This is a genomic window from Pseudoalteromonas sp. L21, from assembly GCF_021728035.1.
Lineage (GTDB): Bacteria > Pseudomonadota > Gammaproteobacteria > Enterobacterales > Alteromonadaceae > Pseudoalteromonas > Pseudoalteromonas arabiensis.
This window is the reverse complement of the sequence record NZ_JAKKCV010000001.1, coordinates 254258-277466: the sequence shown is the minus strand read 5'-3', so window position 1 is coordinate 277466 and position 23209 is coordinate 254258. Positions and strand designations below refer to the sequence as shown.

19 protein-coding genes and 1 other RNA gene are annotated in these 23209 nt (G+C 38.7%); 17 read left to right on the top strand and 3 right to left on the bottom strand.

Going from position 1 to position 23209, the window contains the following annotated elements:
* Positions 1-2: 2 nt before the first annotated feature.
* From accA to L3V41_RS01265, 3 genes are all read left to right on the top strand, one after another.
* Positions 3-959: an acetyl-CoA carboxylase carboxyl transferase subunit alpha gene (accA, locus tag L3V41_RS01275; protein ID WP_054553102.1), complete on the top strand. Its 957-nt coding sequence runs from the start codon at positions 3-5 to the stop codon at positions 957-959.
* Between the two features lie 91 nt (positions 960-1050).
* On the top strand, positions 1051-2358 hold the full coding sequence (gene tilS, locus L3V41_RS01270) for a tRNA lysidine(34) synthetase TilS (RefSeq protein ID WP_237127055.1): 1308 nt from the start codon (positions 1051-1053) through the stop codon (positions 2356-2358).
* Complete coding sequence (locus L3V41_RS01265) at positions 2355-2699, top strand: hypothetical protein (RefSeq protein ID WP_237127054.1); 345 nt, start codon at positions 2355-2357, stop codon at positions 2697-2699. The genes tilS and L3V41_RS01265 overlap by 4 nt, the downstream gene beginning before the upstream one ends.
* 26 nt (positions 2700-2725) lie before the next feature.
* On the opposite strand, the gene L3V41_RS01260 is transcribed toward L3V41_RS01265, so the two are convergent.
* Positions 2726-3622: a GGDEF domain-containing protein gene (locus tag L3V41_RS01260; RefSeq protein ID WP_062569895.1), complete on the bottom strand. Its 897-nt coding sequence runs from the start codon at positions 3620-3622 to the stop codon at positions 2726-2728.
* Between the two features lie 138 nt (positions 3623-3760).
* Between L3V41_RS01260 and L3V41_RS01255 the strand changes: the two genes are divergently transcribed.
* Positions 3761-5734 (top strand): monovalent cation:proton antiporter family protein, encoded by a 1974-nt coding sequence (locus L3V41_RS01255; protein WP_193987553.1) that lies wholly within the window; start codon positions 3761-3763, stop codon positions 5732-5734.
* Here the strand turns inward: L3V41_RS01255 and L3V41_RS01250 are convergent, their stop codons facing one another.
* A complete protein-coding gene (locus L3V41_RS01250) occupies positions 5735-6880 on the bottom strand; it encodes a patatin-like phospholipase family protein (protein ID WP_062569897.1) in 1146 nt (381 codons plus the stop codon).
* 132 nt (positions 6881-7012) lie between these two features.
* Between L3V41_RS01250 and L3V41_RS01245 the strand changes: the two genes are divergently transcribed.
* The 9 genes from L3V41_RS01245 (at position 7013) to L3V41_RS01205 (ending at position 16081) form a co-directional block, all read left to right on the top strand.
* Positions 7013-7885, top strand: coding sequence for a DUF3014 domain-containing protein (locus L3V41_RS01245; protein WP_237127053.1), 873 nt, complete (start codon positions 7013-7015; stop codon positions 7883-7885).
* Positions 7886-8021: 136 nt separating this feature from the next.
* Positions 8022-8118, top strand: an RNA gene (ffs, locus tag L3V41_RS01240) — signal recognition particle sRNA small type.
* Between the two features lie 132 nt (positions 8119-8250).
* The gene (locus L3V41_RS01235; protein ID WP_237127052.1) at positions 8251-8880 is read left to right on the top strand and encodes a Tn7 transposase TnsA N-terminal domain-containing protein; all 630 of its coding nucleotides are present in this window, start codon (positions 8251-8253) and stop codon (positions 8878-8880) included.
* Complete coding sequence (locus L3V41_RS01230; RefSeq protein WP_237127051.1) at positions 8873-10693, top strand: Mu transposase C-terminal domain-containing protein; 1821 nt, start codon at positions 8873-8875, stop codon at positions 10691-10693. Before L3V41_RS01235 ends, L3V41_RS01230 begins: the two co-directional genes overlap by 8 nt.
* A 2-nt stretch (positions 10694-10695) precedes the next feature.
* Positions 10696-11697: a TniB family NTP-binding protein gene (locus tag L3V41_RS01225; protein WP_237127050.1), complete on the top strand. Its 1002-nt coding sequence runs from the start codon at positions 10696-10698 to the stop codon at positions 11695-11697.
* 372 nt (positions 11698-12069) lie between these two features.
* Positions 12070-12945 (top strand): DUF5677 domain-containing protein, encoded by an 876-nt coding sequence (locus L3V41_RS01220; protein ID WP_237127049.1) that lies wholly within the window; start codon positions 12070-12072, stop codon positions 12943-12945.
* A 32-nt stretch (positions 12946-12977) separates the two neighbouring features.
* The gene (locus tag L3V41_RS01215; protein WP_237127048.1) at positions 12978-13961 is read left to right on the top strand and encodes a hypothetical protein; all 984 of its coding nucleotides are present in this window, start codon (positions 12978-12980) and stop codon (positions 13959-13961) included.
* 99 nt (positions 13962-14060) lie between these two features.
* Positions 14061-14351: a helix-hairpin-helix domain-containing protein gene (locus tag L3V41_RS01210; RefSeq protein ID WP_237127047.1), complete on the top strand. Its 291-nt coding sequence runs from the start codon at positions 14061-14063 to the stop codon at positions 14349-14351.
* Positions 14352-14782: 431 nt separating this feature from the next.
* Positions 14783-16081, top strand: a complete 1299-nt coding sequence (locus L3V41_RS01205) for a PAS domain-containing methyl-accepting chemotaxis protein (protein ID WP_237127046.1) — start codon at positions 14783-14785, stop codon at positions 16079-16081.
* Between the two features lie 72 nt (positions 16082-16153).
* Here the strand turns inward: L3V41_RS01205 and L3V41_RS01200 are convergent, their stop codons facing one another.
* Entirely contained in the window at positions 16154-16360 is a 207-nt protein-coding gene (locus L3V41_RS01200) for a hypothetical protein (protein ID WP_082874020.1), read from the bottom strand.
* Between the two features lie 202 nt (positions 16361-16562).
* Between L3V41_RS01200 and L3V41_RS01195 the strand changes: the two genes are divergently transcribed.
* From L3V41_RS01195 to L3V41_RS01180, 4 genes are all read left to right on the top strand, one after another.
* Complete coding sequence (locus L3V41_RS01195) at positions 16563-18674, top strand: EAL domain-containing protein (RefSeq protein WP_237127045.1); 2112 nt, start codon at positions 16563-16565, stop codon at positions 18672-18674.
* The gene (locus L3V41_RS01190) at positions 18665-19588 is read left to right on the top strand and encodes a diguanylate cyclase (RefSeq protein ID WP_237127044.1); all 924 of its coding nucleotides are present in this window, start codon (positions 18665-18667) and stop codon (positions 19586-19588) included. The genes L3V41_RS01195 and L3V41_RS01190 overlap by 10 nt, the downstream gene beginning before the upstream one ends.
* Positions 19589-19791: 203 nt before the next feature.
* Complete coding sequence (locus tag L3V41_RS01185; protein ID WP_237127267.1) at positions 19792-20940, top strand: extracellular solute-binding protein; 1149 nt, start codon at positions 19792-19794, stop codon at positions 20938-20940.
* Between the two features lie 12 nt (positions 20941-20952).
* Positions 20953-23208, top strand: coding sequence for an ATP-binding protein (locus tag L3V41_RS01180; RefSeq protein ID WP_182396436.1), 2256 nt, complete (start codon positions 20953-20955; stop codon positions 23206-23208).
* The last annotated feature ends 1 nt before the right edge of the window (position 23209 follow it).

Sequence of the window (23209 nt, the reverse complement as noted above, 5' to 3'; positions counted from 1 at the left end):
GCATGAGCCTCAATTATCTTGATTTTGAGCTTCCAATCGCAGAATTAGAAGCAAAAATTGAAGAATTACAAAATGTAAGCCGCGCTGGCGAATTAGACCTTGGATTAGAAGAGGAAGTCAGTCGATTAAAAGAGAAAAGCGCTGAAATGAAAGAGAAAATTTTCTCTGAATTAGGTGCTTGGCAGGTTTCTCAGTTAGCCCGTCATCCGTTGCGTCCTTATACTCGTGATTACATCGAGCGCATTTTCACGGAATTTGACGAACTAGCAGGCGACCGTACTTTTGCTAACGACCCTGCTATTTTAGGTGGTGTTGCACGCTTTGAAGGTCAACCAGTCATGGTTATTGGCCAGCAAAAAGGGCGTGACACGGCTGAAAAAATCAAACGCAACTTTGGTATGCCAAAGCCTGAAGGTTACCGTAAAGCATTGCGCTTAATGGAAATGGCTGAGCGTTTCAAAATGCCAATCATGACTTTTATCGACACCCCTGGTGCGTACCCAGGAGTTGGTGCTGAAGAGCGTGGTCAAAGTGAAGCGATTGCACGTAACCTAAAAGTAATGGCGGCGTTAAAAGTACCAACCATCTGTACCGTAATCGGTGAAGGTGGTTCAGGTGGCGCATTAGCCATTGGTGTGGGCGACCGTGTAAACATGCTGCAATACAGTACTTACTCTGTAATTTCACCAGAAGGTTGTGCATCAATCCTTTGGAAAAGCGCAGATAAAGCACCATTAGCTGCAGAAGCAATGGGCGTAACTGCTGCACGTGTTAAAGAGCTTGATTTAATCAACAACGTTATTGATGAGCCACTAGGTGGCGCACACCGTAATTACGATGCGATGGCACGTAACCTTAAAAACCAACTTAAGCGTGACCTTGCTGACCTACAAGGCCTTTCACTTGATGAAATGCTTGATCAGCGTTACAAACGTTTAATGTCGTTTGGTTATTGCTAAACACAGCTTATAATCGAAAAAGCCGCTTTTTGCGGCTTTTTTTGTTTTATAATGCCTGTAACTACTAAGCTTGTATATTGATTGGTTTTTAATGCAAACATCAGATTTATATCATCATTTTTTAGCTCAATTACAGCCTTTACTGAATAATCAGCAAAGGCGCTTTAGTGTGGCTTTATCAGGTGGTGTTGATTCGGTTGTGTTATTACATTTAATGACGACTATGCGAAAACAGTATCCTGAACTTGAAATCGAAGCGGTGTATGTCAATCATGGTTTGAGTCAACATGCTGGTGAGTGGCAAAGGTTTTGCCAATCGCTATGTGAAGAGCTTGATGTAGCATTTAAAGCAGTGCACGTTGAAATTGTTGAGCGTTCGCGCACCTCACTTGAAGCACAAGCCCGAGAGGCAAGATACCAAGCACTTGATGAAAACTGTTTAGCAGGCAGTGTGTTACTGCTTGGTCAGCATTTAAATGATCAGCTTGAAACCTTTTTGTTGCGACTCAAACGTGGCTCAGGCTTGCAAGGCTTGGCATCAATGCAACAGCAGCGATTACTCGCGTCAGAACGGGTATGTTTTAGACCACTCATTAATATTACTCGTGAGCAAATTGAACAGTTTGCCGATGAATTTGCCATTACTCATATCACCGATGATTCAAATAGCGATGAGCGTTTTGATCGTAACTTTTTACGTCATCAAGTGATGCCGTTATTAACGATGCGCTTTCAAGGCTTTGAAAAAAGTGCAGCGCGTAGTATTCGGTTGCTACAGAAGCAACAGTCGCTACTCGATGAATACACTCAAAGAGACTTAGAACAGTGTCAAAATCTGCGCGGGGGCTTAAGTTGTGAGTCTGTTGCAAAGTTTAGTGAAGCTCGTCAAGCCAACCTTGTGCGTGCGTGGCTTAATCAATTTACTCACCAATTGCCTTCTGAAAATCAGCTACATCAAATTATTGAACAAGGCTTAACAGCAAAAGCCGATGCGCAGTTAAAAATTTGTTTGCAAAGCGGCGATGTTCGTCGACATCAGCAGCATTGGTACTTTGTGAAGGAGCAGGCAATACCTGAGGCGATGGAAATTGCTTTGCAGAGTATTGAACTGACAGATGGCCGAAAGCTAACAGTGAAACCGGGCAAGGGTATTAGAAAACCAAAGCCGAATGAGCAAGTAAGGATTGAATTTAATAAGCCACAAGCGCAAATAAAGCCTTTGCATAAACCAGGTTCAAATACCTTAAAGCATTGGTTTAAAGATGCCAAAGTAGCTCCTTGGTTACGTGCGCAAGTGCCGCTTATCTATTATAACGATGAGCTAGTTCAGGTGGTTGGCTATTTTGTTAGTGCTCAGCACAGTGCTGATGATGGAATTTTTTGGGAGATAGATGTATGAGTGAACAACCACATGCTGGTTTATCACTAGTTAATAAGGCACCGCTTGGATTTGTGTTGTCGGTGTTAGTTGCAGTAATTACGAGTTTAGTTTTCACACAGTTGACTTTAAATACGCTCTTTTATGCGCTAGTGGGCGGAGTCGTGTGCTCGTTATTGCTATTGGCTTATTGGTCAGGTAAAGGCGGTATTTTCTTTATTTTAGGCGTGCTTACACCACTGGTGTTAGTTGTGATATCGCCCCTTACTACGATGGCTGCATTACTTTATTTATTGAGTGGTTTCTTCTCTGGCTTTTGGTTGCTATTACTGGGCTATAAGCTGATGGTTAAAAAAGCCTAACGGGGGATGTTAGGCTTTCTTTTTAATTAGTAGGCTCTGGCACAATTTCTGCCTGCTGCTTTCGCCTTATAAAGACCTTTGTCAGCACGGGCAAATACTTCATTTTCGCAATCTTGGTTATTAGCAAGTGTAAAACCTATGCTAGATGTTACCTTGTATTGTGCCATTAAATCAGACTGAGCAACTAAGTGCATAATGCGATCGGCAATGACTTTGTTGGTTGTAAACTCAGGGTCATCGATAAGCAAAGCAAACTCATCACCACCAAAACGAAAGATTGAATCAGTGCCGCGTACACTTTTGCCCAGCACTTTAGAAAACTCTTGCAGTACATCATCGCCAATTTTGTGACCAAAATTATCGTTAACTTGTTTGAAGTTATCTAAATCCAGCAACATCAAGCTAAATGGGCGGTGCTGCCTGCGACAGCGCTCAAGCCTTTGTGCCAAGCTGTCATTAAATTGACTGCGATTATTGAGACCGGTTAAGGCATCTTTAGTTGCAAGTCGTAATACACGGTTATACATAACCGCATTACGTAATGGGTAAATAAGTGCGCCGTGCAGTTGTTGTAGTTTGCTTTTTATAGCTTGTCCCATAGGAAACTTACTAAAGTATATTAGCTGGCCAAGGCGCTCATTTTCGATATCTAAATCAAATGAATAAGGCGTCTGACTGGTATCGCTTTCTGCACTTTGGCAAACACCAAGGGAAGACTGAAATTGCAAACCTGATAAATTGATTAACTGTTTAGCATGCTCAGCAAAAATTGTAAGAATTTCCTCAATTGATAACGTTGTCTGTAATTTCGCTACAAGGCTATGCGCATTGTTTAATTCATTATTTCGGTAATATTCTGCCGAAAATGGCATGAATTCGCCACGTGCAGACACTCGCTGCGTCAAAATATGGACATTTTCCACGATAATTCTCCCCCCGGAGTGTTTAGATACTGTGAGTAAGCGAGATTTGTGCCATTTTTTTAAACTGGCTGAAAAACAAATGGTTGCTATATTTAAAGAAAGATATAGCTGGTCATCAAGTTGAAAGGAGTTTATTGCTTGCAAAACGTACTGATTCAAGTGTTTGGCTTGCTTGTTGCTGCCGTTGTGTTCGTTTGGTTCTTCAAACGAATTGGTTTACCTCCTATTCTTGCCTACTTGGCAACGGGCGTGTTGGCGGGCAGTCACGGTATTGGCTGGATGGCACAAAGTCATGAAATGCACTTTGTCGCAGAACTCGGTATTGTATTTTTGCTCTTTAGCCTTGGGCTTGAGTTTTCGATTCCACGCTTGATGGCAATGCGCAATATCGTATTTGGACTGGGATCATTGCAAGTCGTTGTCACTAGCGTTGTCTTTATCATTATTTTGCTATTGCTTGAGCATAGCCTGTTAAACAGCTTTACGATTGCAACACTTATGGCGCTATCTTCTACAGCCGTTGTGGTTAAGCTGTTAAAGGAGTCTGGTGAGCTGAATCAACGGCGCGGTCAGCTGGCTGTGGGTGTATTACTGTTTCAAGATATTGCCGTTGTGCCGTTGTTAATTGTTTACCCGCTTTTAGCGCAAAGTGGCTCAGATGCCATTGCCGGCGCACTGGCTTTTGCATTAACTAAGGGGGCATTTGTATGCGCTTTATTGTGGGCAATTGGGAAATGGATCTTACCTAAGGTATTCAGTGAGATAGCACTGGTTCGTACCGATGAGTTATTTGTTTTAACAACCTTATTGGTCGCGCTATTTGCAGCTGGCCTTACGTATTTATTTGGCCTTTCTATGGCACTGGGTGCATTTTTAGCAGGGATGATGCTAGGCGAGAGCCAGTATCGTCATCAATTAGAAGCTGATATTAGACCGTTTCGCGATATTTTAATGGGGCTATTTTTTGTTACGGTCGGCATGCAGCTTGATGTGTTATATGTGCTAAATAGTTGGTATTGGATTTTAGCCGTATTAGTTGGGCTGCTCTTTTTCAAAATTGCCGTATTAGCAATTTCAGCGCAAGTGATTGGTGAGCGTAAACAAGATGCCGTGGCTGCTGGTATTATGCTATGGCAAATGGGGGAGTTTGGTTTTGTATTAATCGCACTGGCATCGCAGCATTTGCTGATCAGCACAGAGCAAGCATCATTTCTTATTGCCGTGGGCGTCTTATCAATGGCACTCACTCCTTATTTGATAGAGAAAACTCCCGTACTTTTAAAGCGCTTTGGTTTACTTTCCCATGCAGGTCAGTACTGGCAACAGCCTGCAACAAGTAGTCCCCTTTATCATAATCATGTGGTGATTTGTGGTTTTTCGCGTGTAGGGCAAACTGTTGCTCGTTTTCTTAAGCCTGAGGCCATTGAGTACGTGGCTATTGAAAGTAACCCTATTTTATTGCAAGAAGCAAAAGCTGCGGGTGAACCGATTATTTTTGGTCATGTAAAACAAAAAGATATTTTAAAATCAGCAGGGGTAGAGCGAGCACGGCTTGTTATTATTACATTCGCAGACTTTGAACAAACGCAAGTCGTTGTTGATGCTATAAAACAAATAGCGCCCAAAGTAAAAATTTTAGTCCGAATGCGAGATGATTCTGAGCTGGAAACACTCAAAGAGTTAGGCGTTACAGAAGTTGTGCCAGAGACCCTAGAAGCGAGTTTAATGCTAGTCTCGCATGTGCTTTATATGTCTGGTGTACCCATGACACGAATTATTCGCAGAGTGAGTAAAGAGCGCCGTAACCGCTATCAATTTTTAAATGGCTTTTTTACAGGGGATAAGCTTGATAGCGAAGAAACCAGTTCTGATCGATTAGAATATTTACATGTTATTGCATTGCCTGAATATGCGTTTGCTGTGAATCAAAAAATCAGTGAGCTAAAGCTTGAACAGCGCCGAGTATCGGTTAGAGCGCTGCGCCGACAAGACAGGGAAATAGAAGCCCCATCATCGCAAACAGTATTAATGGCTGGCGATATTCTTGTTTTACAAGGTAAACCGCGTCGAGTAGAGCGTGTAGAGCATTACTTACTCGACGGAACAGAGTAATCAGTCAAGCTCTAGGAATTTACGAATTTCGGGTAGTTTATTGAGCCCGTCTTGGTAACCTATTTCAATCAGCTTTTGGGTATAGCGTTTTTCGAACAGTAAGTAACTGGTTAAACTCGATTGTGAGCGTTTTTTTACACCTATCATACGCAGTAGCACTTTAATCGCGATTGGCATATCGTCATAAAATTGTGCTGCAATCATATTAAAATTTTGTGAGGGGTTAATTATACAGGTATCAATCTGTTTAAGTTCTTGATGTTTGTCACGCGCAGGTAACAAGCCAAGTGTTCTGTTTATGCGTTCTAATCGCTCTAAATCAGATTGCAGCGTGTCGGTAAAAACACTATCAAGCAGGTGACCTGCAATATTTGAAAGCCCAGGGTAATGGGGTTGATACCCAGGTGGATGCATTTCTTTAGGTTCATCAACACCAATAATAAAGATTTTTTCAGCGCCTAAATGCACAGAAGGGCTCAATGGTGACAACTGATGTATAGACCCATCGCCAAAATAATGGTTATGTACATTAACACTTGGAAACACCATGGGAATAGCACTTGATGCCATTAAATGTTCTACATTAATACGCGCTGCTTGACCTTCGCGTTTCGCCCGTTGCCATGGTTTTTGCGTAAGCGATTGAAAAAAAGCCACAGAATCACCGGTTGTGTAACTTGACGCAGTAATAGACACAGCATCTAGGTAGTTTTTATGTAGGTTACGTTCTATGCGTGATAAATCTAAAATCTCGTTGAGGAGTTTTCTCAGCGGTTTATTATTTAGCAAGCTTGCTGGTGGGTGATTAATGTGTTCAGACTGGAAGCTCGTTAAAATATTGCGTGTTAGATGTAAAAACACGCTTAAAAAATCACTTTTGTACACTTGAGAGGTGGAAAAGTTTTTCCAGACCCATTCGAGCTTTTTACTCGCCAAATGGGCGCACGACGCATAACATGCAAGTGCGGCGGAATTAATTGCCCCCGCTGATGTCCCATTAATAATAGTAAAAGGTAATGGGGCAGTGCGAGGCATACTTTGTGTTATTGCTTTCAACACGCCGACTTGATAAGCGGCACGCGCGCCACCACCTGTTAATAATAAGGCGATTTTAGAGTGCTGTGTTTTTTTTAACTTACTGCTCATAGTTGCATTTAAATTGTTGTGCGTCTTTACTTTATTTATCAACTGTAAGTCTTTAAGCTAGAAGAAGCAAAGTTTACCTAATTGCTCACGTTATTTTGTCGAGTTTTATGTCTGTTTTTTAAAGGAGTCTGTATGTCAGAGCATTCGTCAGAGACCGAAGTACAAAAGCGTCCAGTTAATAACAACCTTATTTTTGGTGTTGTTATTTTAATTATTGTTGCCTGTGTTGCCGCGTATATTTTACTCCAACCAGACGATAAGCCGACGCAAACCGTAGAGGATATTGTAACTGAAGAAGTACCTATGGCGGAGTTTCAAGAGCCCGAACCAGAGCCTGAACCCGAACCAGTTGCAGAGCCAGAACCAGAGCCCGTTGTTGTTGAGCAGCCTGTAGCACGTGAAGAAGAGCCAGTGCCAGAGGTAGAACCATTACCTACATTAAACGAAAGCGATGAGGTGGTTGTTGCTCGCATGGACGAAGTACTGAGCGATCAGGTTATGAGTTTAATGGTGACCGATGACCTTATTCGTCGTGGTGTAGTGTATGTAGATAACATTGCAAAAGGCAAAGTAGCAGCTAGCCATGCACCTGTTGAACGTCCAAAAGAGTCATTTAAAGTTATTGAAGGTGATATTTTAACGATTGATCCGAACAGTTACGAGCGTTATACCCCTTATGTGAAACTATTTACTAGTTTAAGTGCTGCTCAGGCTATTCGCATTTATGATGAATATAAACCACTGATAAACGAAGCATACGCTGAGATTGGCTACGAAGGCGATGCCTTTAATCAAACTCTTGAAGAAGCGATTGACGTTTTACTTGATACACCAGAACCAAAAGGTGACATGCCATTAGTGCGCAACTCAGTGACTTATCAATATGCTTATTCAGAGTGGGAAAACCTCCCACAAGCACAAAAGCAGGTTTTACGTATGGGTCCTGAGAATATGAAAAAGGTAAAAGCGGCATTACGTAACATAAAAGCTGAACTAGAAAAGTAAGCTTTTAAACCATTAAATACAGTGCGATTGTACAGCAAGTATGCAATCGCACTTTCTTTTTCGAATACCCCTTGAATAACAGGCCAAAACTAGAGATAATCCCTCCCGCGCCAAACAAGGCCCTCAATGGTAGTCTTATTGGTCCTCTCGCAACACTAGCAGGTGAACCTGGTCAGGCCCGGAAGGGAGCAGCCACAGCGTGTGACGTGTGTGCCGAGATGTGGCTGGTAAGACTGCCACCCAAATTCTTTTTGGGTTGTCGTTTGAAGTATAAATTGACATATTTGTACTAAAAGATGGCATAAATTGGAAGTATATGATGGCATAGTCTATTATTTAACCAAACGGTTAGGTGGTTGACTCGCATGTACGAAAAAAAAATCAAAAACTCTCCGATTAATCATAATCATAAATTTGCTAGTCAAAAAAATAAATCGACCTGTTTAGTTCAATCCTCTTTAGAATTTGATGCGTGTTTCCATTTTGAATTTTCACCATCAATAGCCGCATTTGAAGCACAACCACTAGGCTACGAATATGAGTTTAATAACCGTATTTGCCCATACACGCCTGACTTCTTACTTACCCACACAGACGGCACGCAAAAATTTATAGAAGTAAAACCGCAAAGCAAAATTGCAGACGAAGACTTTCGTGCACGTTTTTTTGAAAAACAAGCTGTCGCTAAGCAGTGTGGGCGCGATTTAATACTGGTTACTGATAAGCAAATCCGTGTATACCCAACACTCAATAACTTAAAACTTTTGCATCGTTATTCTGGTTTTCAGTCCTTAACAGAGTTGCAAGTATCGGTGTTAGAACTTGTTCAGCAATACGAGTCTGTTAAGGTGGGTCAGTTAGTCAGCTTGTTAAAAGTAACTGCCGGTGAGCTGCTTGCTACAGTGCTACGCTTATTATCTTTAGGTCAGTTATTTGCTGACATAACTACAAATGAAATTTCAATAGAAACAGCAATTTGGTCTAACAATGTTTAATGATGGGCTGTTTGATGATGAATTTAACCAGCCATTGCCAAAAGTAGAGATCAAACTACCTCCAAAATACGCTAAAGATCTACAAGCTTTTCCTGAAAAAATAAAAATAGCTACTTTTGCTAAGTATAAATATATTCAATGGCTTGAGACTAATATTCAAGGTGGTTGGACACAAAAAAATCTTGAGACTTTATTGAAAGAAATGCCTGAAGTTGAGGGAGAAAAAAAGCCCAGTTGGAGAACTGCAGCACGTTGGTATAGCGCTTACATTAATGCGGATAAAAATATTATGTCGCTAATACCAAACCATCAAAAAAAAGGTAACAGGGAACGCAATACAGCCACCGATAAGTTTTTTGAAAAAGCACTTGAGCGTTACTTAGTAAAAGAAAAACCATCAGTGGCTTCGGCTTACAAGTTCTATAAGGACTTAGTTATTATTGAAAACGACAGTGTTGTTGGCTGTGATTTAAAGCCTTTAACATACAAAGCTTTTAAAAATAGAATAGATAACTTACCGCAGTACGATGTGATGGTTGCTCGTTATGGTAAGCGCCTTGCTGATATTGCTTTTAATAAAGTAGAAGGGCACAGACGGCCTACCAGAGTACTCGAAAAAGTTGAGATTGATCATACACCGCTCGATCTTATTTTATTAGATGATGAGCTACATATCCCACTTGGCCGACCAACACTCACTATGTTAGTAGATGTGTATAGTCATTGTATTGTTGGCTACTACTTTAGTTTCAGCGAACCCAGCTATGAAGCAGTAAGGCGAGCTATGATGAATGCCATGAAACCTAAAAGTGAAGTGGCAAAATTATACCCTGATACGGTAAATGAATGGAAGTGTGCTGGTAAAATTGAAACACTCGTTACTGATAATGGAAGAGAGTTTTGGGGTAACAATCTTGAGCTTGCCGTTTGCGAAATTGGAGTAAACATTCAATACAATCCAACAAAAAAACCTTGGCTTAAACCTTTTGTAGAACGTATGTTTGGCACTATTAACACTGAGTTATTAGATCCGATTCCAGGTAAAACTTTTTCTAATATTTTACAAAAACATGAATACAACCCTAAAAAAGATGCAATCATGCGTTTTACAACCTTTATGAAGTTATTTCATAAATGGGTAGTAGACGTTTACCATCAAGATGCTGACAGCCGCTTTAATTACGTACCGAGTCAGTTGTGGGAGCAAGGCTTTAAAACGTTACCACCAACAGTGCTTAGTAATAATGATATTCAGCACTTAGATGTTGTACTAAGTTTTTCATATCAACGCAAACTAAGTAAAGGTGGAATACAGTTAGAGAATTTAGACTACGACAGTACTGAACTTGCCAACTATAGAAAGCAATTTAGCCACAAGGTATCTCAAGAAGTTTTAATTAAATTAAACCCTGATGATATCTCTTATATATACGTTTACCTTGATAAATTAGAACACTACATCAAAGTGCCATGTAAAGATCAAGGCTATACTCAAGGCCTGAGTTTGCATCAACATAAAATAAATATACGTATTCATCGCGACTTTATTTCGAGCTCTATTGATAATGTTGGCTTAGCAAAAGCCCGTATGTTTATTCATAATAAAATACAAGAAGAAATTGCAGAGTTAAAGGCTGGACCAAAACACTCAAAAGTAAAAGGGGGTAAAGCGTTAGCTAAGCATCAAAATGTAAATAGTGAATCGCAGAAATCAATTGCTCAGAGCGAGCCAGTAGAACCCAAAAAGATTACACCTACAGAGCAAGCAACTGACAGCTGGGATGACTTTATCTCAGACCTTGATGGATTTTAATTATGCTGACCGACAAACAAAAAGAAAAGCTTAATGAATTTCGCGATGTATTTATTGAATACCCAATAATAACCACTGTATTTAACGACTTCGACAGATTAAGACTAGGTAATGGATTAGTGGGTGAAAAGCCCTGCATGCTTTTAAATGGCGATACAGGCACAGGTAAAACAGCACTAATAAAACAATATAAAGAACGTCATTTACCGCAATTTATTAATGGAGTGATGAATCACCCTGTATTAGTCAGTCGCATACCTAGCAATCCGACACTAGAATCTACTTTAGCCGAGCTTCTCAAAGACTTAGGGCAAGTAGGCAGCACTGAGCGTAAACTGCGAGTAAACGGTACGCGTTTAACGACATCATTAATAAAATGCCTAAAAACGTGTGGTACAGAGCTTATAATTATTGATGAGTTTCAAGAGCTAATTGAGCACAACCAAGGTATAAAGCGCCGTGAGATTGCTAATCGTTTAAAATACATTAACGACGAAGCGGGTGTATCAATTGTCTTGGTAGGTATGCCGTGGGTAGAAAAAATAGCAGACGAACCCCAGTGGTCATCGCGTTTATTAGTAAGGAGGCAGCTGCCTTATTTTAAATTATCAGAAAACCCAAAGCATTTTGTACAGTTAATAATTGGCCTAGCCAAACGTATGCCATTCACCGAAAAGCCAAATTTAAGTGAGCAAGCAACAGTGTTTGCTTTGTTCTCACTTTCAAAAGGCTGTTTTAGAACGTTAAAATACTTTTTAGATGATGCGGTACTTTATGCATTAATGGATAACGCGAAAACTCTCACAACCAAGCATTTGGTCAAAGCATTTGAAGTACTCTTTCCTGATGTACCAAACCTATTTACTTTGCCCGTTGCAGAAATTACAGCCAGTGAAGTTGAGCGCTATTCACTCTATAAACCTGACAGCGCCCAAGATGAAGATCCGTTTATAGCAACCAAGTTTACTGAGGGGATGCCTATTAGTCAGTTGTTGAGGAAGTGAGTGGATTCTAGTTTTGATATTAAATGTCAATGAGAAAGCGGCTGTTCGACCCTAGCTCGTTTCTGCCCCAAAACGTGTTTAGGCGAGTGACTCAAAAGAGCGAAAACCGGACATTTATCTTTTAAATAACCCCTGTATTTGTATACATACGTAATCAAGTTGCTCGCATAGTCAGGAAAACGACCAAATCGCGCATTTTTGTTCTTAGATAAAAACGAGCGATTGTAATTTTTAATAATACTGGTAATAAGTTAACGAGTTTGTTAAAGATATGTCATTCAGAAAAGTGAGCGACAGCGTGGTAGAAAAACGCGCGATTCGCTCGCTATAAACATGTTAGCATTCTCCGTAACTGTCAAGGATTGAGCCAAATTGGACGAATTAGAAAATATCATTGAAAAATACACGGATGATTATATTCAGGAGCACATTTACTCATTAGATAAACTCAATATTTTTGCTGCTGTATTTTACAAAGATGTGGCTGAAATATATGACTGTATAACAAGAGTAAGAAATGTTGAATTAAATCCATCAGGATACTCGCTAGATGACGCACCAATTATTGGCTTATTAATTAAAGTTTGGAAGTTACTTAAAGAAATAGTCGCTTACTATGAAAAAGATAATGCAGAAATAATAAGCATCCTAGAGCGTCCTTTGGTTGAGTCAGCTATTACTGCTAGTTATTTAATAAAATCAGACTCTAAAGTTATTGAAGACTATAGAAAGATTTCTTACAAAGGTCGTTTACGTATTCTACGCGAATTGAAAAGCGGAGATGTGTTTTTTGAAACAAAAGCAGGTAAAAGGCTACTTAAATCGGTTGAAGAAAAGCTTGAATTAGAAAACTTTGATGAGAATTCTTTCAAAGAGCAGAAAAAGAATGGCTGGAAACTCCAAGGGAAAAATTTCTTCGAAATTTTTAAACAAGTAGAAGACGAGAAATTATACACATCAACTTTCGGCATGATGTCAGAGTCTATTCATGCATCTTGGAACGATAGTCTCGATTGGTGCTTATACAGAAATGATGATAATACGTTTGATCCGTTTCCATTTTACCATCCACCTGATATACGTTTTTTAACAACAACTTTAATATTCTGCAACCGCCCATATAAATTGTGGTTAAACCATATAGGTATTACAGATAAGTATTTAATGGACATTCTCCAATGGGTAGAGAACATCAACTCTATACTCTATGTTCATTTTGATAAATTATATGGCAATGATCATGGCTAAAAGGGCGTTAACATTCACTGAGGTATCAAGCATTGTTTGAGCACGAAAAATTTAATCAATATTCATTTGAAGAAATTCCATTAGACCGAGATATTTATCTTATGGACGAAAAATTCCTTACTGAATATGAACAAATGATGACTAACTATTTGGATGATCCACAAAACAATGAATATGTACCTGTTGGGTACGTGAGTTTTGTAGCGGCAAGAAAGGTTCTAGCTAATTCAGTTGAGTTATCTTGGTATGCGAATGTTTCCGATCGTTTTCACGAAATCTCTATTATCTTAACTAAAGAAAACTTTGTATTCTGCGTCGGGTGTTGGGAATATGACGAAAAACCAATCGTCTTTGTCAACGGAGACTGGTTAAATAGCCTTTATGCTCGTTCTTTTTCTGTATTTGCTATGGTTGACGCCATTGGCGTAAAGCAGTATTTGGATGAAGATAAACTTACAACTGAAATGCTCAAATCTCTGAGAGATCGTATTGATGCACTAGCTAGCGATTACCCATCAATTTCATTTATTTCTTTTGCAGATAGTTTACTTTTAAAAAGTAATTGGTCAGTAGGTGCTCATGATAATGAAGTCTCATACAGTTATGCCCCAGAGCTCTTTATTAAACTATCCGCACAAATATCTACTATTTACCAAGAGTGCCTAGGCTTACCAACCTATTCAGTAATTACACAAGGGCAAAACTCTTACTATGATGACAATTTGCTTCATATTTCAGAGTCAAAAAATCATATATCTCTTAATAGCTTAGGTATTCCATTTGCTCAGTTAATGGATATAGAACATACTGCTCGCGCTAATATTCGTTCAAAAGAACACCTTCCAGCAGAAGTTTATATGGACTCTCAGTATTATAATTCTTTAAGTTTCAACTTCGAATTTGATAAGCGCAAGCAACCTAAAGCTTCTTATGCTACAAAAATGGTTAGCAAGGATTGTGAATATTACTTCAATTCTGCTGACGTAATTATGAAAAACTTGCGAATTGAATGCTAACAAGTTACTCAATAGGACACAAAACGCTTGGCTTGCGCTCATTCTTCGCTAATTTTAGCCAAGCATTTTTACGCCTATTATTGAGGCGTTAGGCAAGCTATGAATCCAGCAAAAGTTGATCGCAGCAAAACCACAAAGTTGACTGACCTCCCTAATATTGGCAAGGCCGGTGCTTCTGACTTGCAATTACTTGGCATTGTGAATCCAGAAGATCTTGTGGGTCGTGACCCATACCAAATGTACGAAAAACTCTGCAGTACGACAGGGCACAAGCATGACCCTTGTGTAATTGATGTGTTTATATCAATTACTCGTTTCATGAGCGGCGAGGAGGCTAAGCCTTGGTGGGCGTATACATCGGAGCGTAAAAATACTCTCGACCGAAAGTGAAGTCTGCATGCCTAACAAGTCAATGTTGTATGGCGCTGTCGCGCCCGGACTCGCTAACGCTCGCCGCAAATTGAGGCGTTACTGATTAAATACTCTAACGTGTTTTTGTCCAGAAATGCGCTAGAGTGATCTGCCTTTTTGGGGGGCGTTAAAGACAATTTTTGATTCTTACGCACATGCACTTTAATCTTGGATAAAAGTGATGGGAGGGACACTCAAACCAGATTACAGAGAAACAGGTTATTTACATAACCTCTCTTATTTATGAACTAACATAAAGATCCAATTGCTCACTAACTTCGTACTGAAGGCCAGTTGAAGTGATAATATGAGTCCTTAATCTGCCATATCTTTACTTTTAGTATCTACTGTCTAAACTATTGATTCTTAAAACTCAAATTTTGAGTTGACTCTTAAGGGAAACACCCCAAATGTGGTTTACAAATAAAAAATTGTTATCTGAAATTGCTTATCTGAAAGAGCAAACTGCCGAGTATGAAAATATTAAGCAGGAACTGAAAGAAGAGATGCTGTATTTTTTATTAAGTAAAAGTGGGCATATCTTAGAAGCAAATCATCGTTTTGCTGCGGCAATCGAAATTGAAGTTGAGGATCTAAAAGGGGCAAGCATTGAAAGCTTGATCTTAAAAAAGTCATTAAATAAACCTCATACACAAAAATTCTTGTCAGCACTTAAGAAAACTAACCATTGGCATGGTGCTTTACAGTTAAAAACGAAAACTGATAGAGAATTGTGGCTTAGAAGCATTGTTCAACCTGTAAATGAAGATATAGCTATTTTCTCATCTGAGCTCACTCGCACTATCTCTCATTCGAGAGAGAAAGAAGATATGCTTGCTGCTCTTAGTCGTTCATCTGCTGTAATCGAGTTTACTCTAGATGGAATAATTCTGAGTGCTAACGATAATTTTTTAAATGCAATGGGGTACTCTAAAAGCCAAATACTAGGTAAGCACCATAGTATCTTTTGCGATCCAGAAGAAGCAAATTCAAATTCTTACAAAGAGTTTTGGTCAGAGTTAAAGGGGGGGCGCTTTATCTCTGACCGCTTTAAAAGAATAGATAGTTATGGCAATGAAGTATGGCTTGAAGCTTCTTATAACCCTATTCATGATGAAAATGGAGATTTATATAAAGTTGCTAAGTTCGCGACTGTCATTACAGAACAAATGAGAAGAGAGCAAGCTATTTCAGAAACAGCTGGCATTGCTTACGATATCTCAAAACAAACTGACTCTGATGCAGAAAATGGTTTAGGTGTTGTAAAGCAAACTATCTCAACTATGAATGCGCTTTCTAAGAAACTTGAAACTGCGAGCGAAGGCATTAATAAACTTGATGTACAATCAGCAAAAGTCTCTCAATTGGTTGAAAGTATTAAAGGAATAGCAGATCAAACAAACTTATTAGCACTTAATGCTGCAATAGAGGCTGCAAGAGCGGGTGAGCAAGGACGTGGTTTTTCAGTTGTCGCAGACGAAGTAAGACAATTAGCATCAAGAACGAGTTTAGCTACAGAGCAAATAATTAGTGTGGTTGCAGAAAACAAAGTACTTACTCAGGACGCTGTAACCCAAATTGAATCTAGCCTAGTAGAAGCCAAAGATGCTTTGGATTTATCTAATAGTGCAGGTAATGTAATCGATGACATTCAAAAAGGCGCAAAAGAAGTCGTTGAGGCTGTAGGCCAATTTAAAACAAACCTTTAATTTAGCTATCACAACTTGAGAGAGACTGAACAATGTAACTAAATCAAGTCAGTCTCTCAGTTATAAATTTCTCTATCGAGTATGGCAAAGCGAGCAACAATGCTTACAACCATCAACATTTGAATATTTGGTTTTTGCTTTCTCTACTGCATCTTTGCAACTATGGAAGAAACCTAAATAAGTGCGGTCTGTTATCAAGTTGAAGTACGGGCATGACTCTGTATGTACCTCATGTTCACCTGTGTTTTGGGCGTTATCGTTAATGTAATAATGTTTCAAAATTCCTCCCTAAAATATCCATTTTGTTTTATTACATAGTTAATATGTATTACTTACACATTAATTAAAAACTAGCTAATGCTTTCAAAAATACCAGTTTAATATACAAAAAATAATATTTTAAGACTAATAAAAAAGTGTGTCGCAAATTTACTGTTTTAGCGTTATTGTAAGTAGGTACAAAGTATTGCGGGAAACTTAAATGGACAATTGCAGCGTTCTAATCATTGATGATGAAGAAATTAATACCTTACAGTTAGAGCATGCCCTAGAGGATGTTGGTAAGATTACAACTTCTAACAATAGCTCCGAGGCTATACAACTTATAGAAAAAATTAAGCCTGATATCTTAGTTCTTGACTTAGAAATGCCTACAGTCAGTGGTTTTGATATTTTAGAAGTCATACAGAAAAAGTCTACTCTGGCACATATTAGAACTGTTGTTATTACGTCTCACAGTGATCCTGCGATAGAAGAAAAAGCATTGTCTCTTGGCGCGATAGACTTTATTTCAAAACCCTTAAACCTCAGACTATGTCGAATTCGTATTGAAAATCATATAAAAATCAGGTCACAAGAAAAGATATTGCAACAGACTCAAGCAGAACTTTTTGCTGAAAAGGAACAGTTGAGAATCACTCTTGACTCGATTGCTGATGCTGTTATTTCTACTGATAAAAAGGCAAATATTGTGTATATGAACCCTGTAGCGCAAAGACTTACAGGGTGGTCACAAACAGCAGCGAAAGGTCGCCATATTGAAGAGGTGATGAAGTTAATCGATGCTACGACCAAAGCTTCATCAATTAACCCATTAGTCGTTGCATTAAATGAAAATAGACCTGTTGCTATGGCTTTAAATACGCAACTAATAAGTAAGCAAGGAATTGAACATCGAGTTGAAGACAGCGCAGCTCCTATCCTTGATAAAAACCATAATCAATGCGGCGCTGTTATGGTGTTTCAAGATGTAAGCGAAGCTTTAGCTATGTCTATGCAGATGACTTATTTATCTCATCATGATCAATTGACCTCACTACCAAATCGAGTGCTACTGCATGATAGACTCACGCAAGGCATAGCCAGAGCAGAATTTAATGACTCTAAATTAAGTTTAATGTTACTTGATTTAGATAAGTTCAAGTTTATTAATGATGCATTAGGCCATCACGTTGGTGATGAGATAATTGCCCATATTGGTCATAGTTTAGATTTATTTGCATGTAACGATATTACTGTCGCACGTGTTGGTGGGGATGAGTTTGCACTCGTTGTTCCTCATTCAGCTAACTCATTAAGCCTAGAGCCTCTTGTTAATCAAGTTCTCAATGTTATTAGCAAACCTTTCAGGTCTGGTGGTGAACAACATGTGCTTACAGCAAGTTTAGGTATAAGTGTGTATCCTGACGATGCTTCAAGCGTTGAAGAGATGCTTCGTCATGCAGACTCTGCAATGTATAAAGCAAAGAATGAATCTGCAAATAGTTACTTTTACTTTAGTGACGATTTACAGATTGAAATGAATAGGCGCCTTGAGGTTGGAAATAAGCTAAGAAAGGCATTAGAAGAAAATGATCTCGAAGTTCATTATCAACCTAAATATGATTTAAACACTGACACACTGATTGGTGTAGAAAGCTTAGTTCGTTTAAAAGATGGGCAAGGTGGCTTTATTTCTCCTGTTCACTTTATTGAATATGCAGAAGAAACGGGGCTTATTTTTCGCTTAGGAGAACAAGTTCTTGAAAAGAGCTGTATTGCAGCGAAAACTTGGCTTGATAAAGGTCTGCCTATTAAAGTAGCAGTAAATATATCTGCTAAACAATTCACAGATACTAAACTTGTAGATACTGTTGCCGAAATTCTTGAAAGAACCCAATTACCAAGTCGTTATTTAGAGTTAGAAGTGACAGAATCGGCCTTGATTGAAAACTTTGATTATACTGTAAGTCAATTAAAGCTTATATCTGGAATGGGAGTGAGTATTGCTCTTGACGACTTTGGTACTGGATACTCAAGCCTTTCATATTTAAGATTATTCCCATTAGATGTGCTGAAAATAGATCAGTCTTTTGTTCGTGATATGCTTGATGATGCTCAAGCATTTAATATTGTTACTACTATAATTGAATTAGCTCATTCACTAGGACTGCAAATTGTGGCTGAAGGGATTGAAACTTTAGAGCAAAAAGATCGACTGCAAGAGCTTGGTTGTCAAATTGGTCAAGGTTATTTACTAAGTAAGCCTTTGAATATCGACAAGGCTAACAAACTAATACAAAGTAGTAAGGTTGAAGGAATATTATGCCCTTAAGTTTAAAGCCCTTATCACAATGTAAAGTATTCATCGTTGACGATGATGAGATGGTAAGGCTAAGTTTAGGAGTTATTTTAGAAGATCATTTTTCCGTGGATGCATACTCTTCTGGTCAGGCTGTTTTAGAAGCCTGTGAGGATTTACTTCCAGATTTGATTTTACTAGATATTAATTTACCGGATATAAGTGGTCTGGATATTTGTAGGCGACTTAAGGCTAAAGCTACATTCGAAAATATCCCAATAATTTTCATCACTTCGACTTACGACACGGAATACCAAAATGCATGCTGGGAAGCTGGTGCTTCTGATTTTATTGGTAAACCCATCACAGCATCCACGTTGATACATCGTACAAAAAATCACTTAGAGAATAAGCTTCGATTAGAAAAACTAATAGAGCTTACCTATAAAGATCCATTGACAGGCTTATTTAATCGGCACTATTTAGACCTTGAAGTTGCTAATGTTTTTAAACAAACTTCAAGAGAGAAGAAACCGTTCAGTTTGCTAATGCTTGATCTAGATTTCTTTAAGTTATACAACGATCAATACGGGCACCCGCAAGGAGATGCTTGCCTGAAACTAATTGCTGATGTTATTGAGCGTTCTATTCAACGACCTCAAGATATAGCAATACGATATGGTGGGGAGGAGTTTCTTATCATACTACCATACACTGACTTCGAAGGTGTTAAATTCATATGTGATCGTATTACAGCAGAGCTTGAGGCGATTAATATCCCGCATGTTAAGTCTTTATGGGGCCGCGCGACAGTCAGTATCGGTGGGGTTATCTACGAGCACCAAAATAAGGTGAGCTTTGATGAGCTAATTAATTGCGCAGATAAAGCGCTTTATGCGGCTAAAAGTGATGGGCGAAACTGTTTTAGGCTTAGTTTTTGTGATTGATTTAGGCTTTTCTTACCGCTTTTTGTAGAAACCTCAGGAACATAGCCTATACTTTGGAGATTGTTAACTTACCAAGAAATACAATGGAACATTCCCAAAAGCGTCGAGATTTTCTAAAAACACTCGGTGTTGGTGCTGCGGCATCATCACTTGCGTTTAAAGCCCCCTATGTTTTTGCAAAGAACAAAGTAACCCTTCGTGTAATGGGAACACATGTTACGTTGCAAGAAGAGCTTAGACAGAGAGCAATGCGCGAGCTAGGTATAAACATCGAGTTTACGCCTATGGGGAGTGCCGCCGTTTTACAAAAAGCAGCAGCAGACCCTAGTTCTTTTGATTTGTTTGAGCAATGGTCTGACTCTATTAATATTTTGTGGCAAGCAGATGCAATTCAGCCAATCGAGGTTGATAGACTCGTTTATTGGGATGAAATAAACCCACTTACCAAGACTGGCAAAATTGTACCGGATGCAAAGTTAGGCGCAGGCGATTCACCAAACAAGCTGCTTTATGCACAGGCAGATGGTTCGTTAGGAGCAACACCATCCAAATTAATTAGCTTCATGCCATATGTACATAATGTCGATTCATTTGGCTATAACACGAATGTTATTGAAAAAGGTATCCCTTACGAAACAGAATCCTGGGCATGGTTATTAGATGAAAAGAATAAAGGGAAAGTAGCCTTAGTTAATGCACCAACAATAGGTATTTTTGACGCTGCTCTAGCTGCTCAAGCTAAAGGATTAATGAAATTTAATGATTTCGGCAATATGACTATTGCCGAGATTGACCAATTATTTACTATTTTATTTGAAAAGAAACGGCAAGGTCATTTTTCAGGTTTTTGGACGTCAGTACCGCAATCTGTTGATTTTATGAAAATGAACCGAGTGACCATTCAAAGTATGTTCTCACCAGGTGTCAGTGCGCTAAATGGGCAAGGCATTCCAGTAACTTATGCATCGCCAAAAGAAGGATACAGAGCATGGCATGGAGTTATGTGTTTATCAAAAAATACCCATGGGCATGTTAAAGATGCAGCGTATGAGTATATGAACTGGTGGTTATCCGGCTACCCAGGCGCATTTATAGCAAGGCAAGGATATTACATTTCTAACCCTAGCCGAAGCCAACCGCTTATGTCGAAACCTGAGTGGAACTATTGGTATGAAGGACAAGAAGCATCAACTGACTTGAAGGGAACAGATGGTAAAGTATCTGTTAAAGCTGGCGAAGTAAGGGATGGTGGCAGCTATATTAAACGCTTTTCAAACATCGCTGTTTGGAATACCGTGATGCCAAATTATGACTACAGTTTAGATAAGTGGTATGAACTACTTAATGCATAAGGAAGTAATTTGTTGAGCTTTTTTTCAAAATCTCTTGCTGCCAAAATGTCACTAGCGATGGCACTTGTCTTAATCGCCATGAGTGTTAGTTATTTGATTATGAATCAAAGGCTGAAAACCATCGAAGACTCTTTCAATGATATCGCTAGCATTAGTAATTATTCGGTAGATATTTTAAAAATCAATAAAGATATTGTTGAGATGCAAAGGGATATCTCAGTTTACGGAGCATCAGGTAGTGCCCCCGTTTTTAAAAAAATAATGGTAAATTTTGAAAGTATTGAAAGTCGATTAGCTGAAATTACTTTAAAAAATACTGTAGGAAGAACGAAAGCTCACATAAATGGAATGACGCAGCTAGTAAGTCGTTATGGTGATAATTTAAAAGTATTGAAACTTCGCTTTACACAACGAAATAACTTAATTGAAAAAGAGTTACCCCAAATTTATCTGAATGCAGTTTTACTTCTAGACGATTTGAAAACAAAGACGATTAATACAAATGATAAGTTGCTAATTGCCGAATACCTTAATCTTTGGCATGTGCTGCATCATGATGCAATTCAATTTTTAACAAAAAAAGAGTATGCCAAAAGAGCATCCGTTGAAAAAATACTGGATACGTTATCTGAAAATGGAGCTGATAATACTAAATTTGAAAAAATGCTCAATTTCGTAAGCCATTATCGGGTGGTTTTTTCAAAAAGTGTTCAAGCTAATCGAAACTATTTGAGCTTAGTTAATGTTGTTATGGCAGGCGATGCAATTGAATTTAGTACGCTTGCAAATAGCTTAAGGGAAGATTCGTTAACTCAACTAAAACAAATAAAACGGAATGCACAACAAGCGGTTACAATGACAGAGAGCATTTTAAATGTACTTGCTTTAATGGTTGTTATATACATTGTCGTTCTATCTTTATTTTTTCACCTGCAAATTACACGTGGGATAAAACGCTTAACAAATAGCTTCACACATTTCTTAGATGGAGATTTGGAAGCACCGATTTATGATTTAAAACGAAAGGATGAAATTGGTATTTTAGCCAAGGCGGCTAATAAGTTTAGAGAACTAAGTAAAGATCTATCTGAAGCGAAGCAAAGTGCTGAGCATACAACAAAAGTTAAGTCAGAGTTTCTAGCAAACATGAGCCATGAAATTAGAACACCTATGAATGGTATTTTAGGAATGGCTCGCCAGCTAAGCCGCACGACTCTCACACCAGAACAAAGCAAAATGCTACACCTCATACAGTCTTCTGGCGCTAGCTTATTAGTTATTATCAACGATATTCTTGATTTGAGTAAAATTGAGGCTTCAAAAATTGAGCTTGAGTCTGAACCAGTAGATTTAAGCTATCTTTTAGAGGAGCTTAAACACCTATTTCAGGAGCAAGCAGATAGTAAGAATATTCAGCTTTATATCTCTACAACTCCGGAAGTTGAAAAACTGGCTTTTTTGGCCGATGAAACGCGCTTAAAGCAGGTATTGATAAATTTACTGGGTAACGCTGTTAAGTTCACAGAGAGAGGAAGCGTTTCGTTAACTGTAAACATACAAGAGATTGGGCTTGATGAAGTAAAGCTTACGTTTAATGTATCAGACACAGGGATCGGGATTGCAAGTGAACACTTGAATACACTATTTGAAGCATTTTCTCAGGCAGATACTTCTATCACAAGGCGTTTTGGTGGTACAGGGTTGGGCCTCACTATATCAAACAAATTATTAGATTTGATGGAAGCACCTCTACAAGTCGAAAGTACACTAGGAGAAGGATCTCATTTTTATTTTTCTCTGTTAGCAAAGCGCACACTATCTTCAATGGACTTAGATCATAAAGATGCTTCATTAACTACACCTAAAGAAGATATAGATTTATCGAATATTAATGCGCTTGTTGTTGAAGATAATGACATTAATCAGATAGTGATTGAAGCGATGCTCAATGAATTTAATATTACCTCTATAAATATGGCAAACAATGGTCAGGAAGCTGTTGAACAATGTGAACTAGGTGTATTTGATATTATCTTTATGGATATGCAAATGCCAGTATTAGATGGTCCGCAAGCCACTGTAAAAATTAGAGAGTTTTCTGCTTTCAAACATACACCAATTATTGCTTTAACTGCTAATGTATTAAGTGCAGATAAGCAGCGCTGTTTTGATGCCGGAATGGATGATTATATCGCAAAGCCACTCGAGTATGACGCTTTGAGGTCTATCTTGCTAAAGTGGTGTAGAACAAATATTAAGCGGACATAGT